This window comes from Seonamhaeicola sediminis (genome assembly GCF_004358095.2).
Classification (GTDB): domain Bacteria; phylum Bacteroidota; class Bacteroidia; order Flavobacteriales; family Flavobacteriaceae; genus Seonamhaeicola; species Seonamhaeicola sediminis.
Genome location: NZ_SMZJ02000029.1, coordinates 1 through 1356 on the forward strand (window position 1 = coordinate 1; position 1356 = coordinate 1356).

The 1356-nt window shown below is 35.4% G+C and carries 2 protein-coding genes; both read right to left on the reverse strand.

Going from position 1 to position 1356, the window contains the following annotated elements; all coding sequences use genetic code 11:
• Positions 1-49: 49 nt before the first annotated feature.
• The gene (locus tag E1J38_RS14930; protein ID WP_186525880.1) at positions 50-916 is read right to left on the reverse strand and encodes an IS3 family transposase; all 867 of its coding nucleotides are present in this window, start codon (positions 914-916) and stop codon (positions 50-52) included.
• On the reverse strand, positions 913-1302 hold the full coding sequence (locus tag E1J38_RS14935) for a helix-turn-helix domain-containing protein (protein WP_133357641.1): 390 nt from the start codon (positions 1300-1302) through the stop codon (positions 913-915). The genes E1J38_RS14930 and E1J38_RS14935 overlap by 4 nt, the downstream gene beginning before the upstream one ends.
• Positions 1303-1356 lie beyond the last annotated feature (54 nt).

The window sequence follows — 1356 nt, forward strand, 5'->3', positions numbered from 1 at the left end:
TGTATTATACTGAAATAGGTTGACCTTTTTCGGGTTCATTTTTCGTTTGTTAAAAGGTCAATAGTTCTAAATTTTCTTTATTTCTTTTGTAGGAATGATATGCTACATTTTGGTTAAGATGAACAAAAGCTGGTGTGTTCAATTTTAAACTGTGATGCGTTCTTTTGTTATTGTAAATACTGACAGCTTTTTTAATGATCTTCTTAGCTAAGGTAACATTTTTTACAGTTTGTTTGAGACCGTATTCATATTTTAATGTTCTGTTAATTCTTTCCGCTACCGCATTTTCGTATGGATCGTATTGCTGAGTCATTGATAGGGTTATGTTGTTTTGTTCTGCAAATTCCGTATATGCTGGGTTACAATATTGAATTCCCCGGTCTGAATGATGAATGAGCTTTTCATTTGGGTATTTTCGATTTTTAACGGCCATGGCGAGGGCATCTTTGCAAAGCGATGTTTTCATGTGTGAAGCTAATTTATATCCCATAATCTTCTTAGAATAGGCGTCTGTGACCAGGGCCAGGTAACAATGTTTGTTCTGTGTTTTGATATAGGTGATATCACTTACCCAAAGTTGTTCGGGTCGTGTAGGGGCCTTGTCCTTTACCAGGTTGTCATATTTGTAAAATTGATGTTTGGAGTTTGTGGTTATAAAATACCTTTTGGTTCTTGGCACTAAGAGGTTATAGGTCCTTAAGAGTTTATAGAACTTGTCCCTACCCATTTTAATCCCAAGGAGTTCCATTTCAGGTTGGAGCTTGTCATGTAGTTTAACCCCTCCAGTTCTTTGACCGACTTCATTTCTGTAATCCTTAATCATTTGAATTACAATTTTGTCGTTTTCCATTTTAGATTTATAAGATTTCAAGCGTTTATAGAAAGCTTGTTTACTAATCCCAAAACATTGGATCAACCATTTTCTTTTAAACGGTCTTGTTTCTTTTTCTCGATCTCGTCTGCTAATGTTTTGGGCAAGGACTTTTTTGACATGTCGACTCCTGTTATGAGTTCCATATCGGCTATGATGTCTTGCTGGAAGTCCTTTACGAACTCTAGTTCTTCGATGCGTTCCTTAAGTTTTTTGATTTCATCTTTTTTGCTCATCCCAAGTTTCTTTTGTTCTAAGGTACTGTATTTTTTTAACCAGTAATCAATGGAGGATCTAGAGACCTGATATTTTTCTGAAGCATGATTGACAGATATCTGTCCATTCTGGACTTGATCGATGATCAAAAGCTTTAAGTCGAAACCTACTTTTTTGTAGGAAGTTTTTCGGCAGGGTTGTTTTTTGTCTTTCATTAGGTATAGTGCTAAAAGGTTTAATTTTTAGTCAACCTATTTCAGGAAAGTACG

Bases quoted from the DNA above. Each gene is read 5' to 3' on its own strand.
- E1J38_RS14935 (WP_133357641.1), bottom strand. From the start codon at position 1,302: ATGAAAGACAAAAAACAACCCTGCCGAAAAACTTCCTACAAAAAAGTA.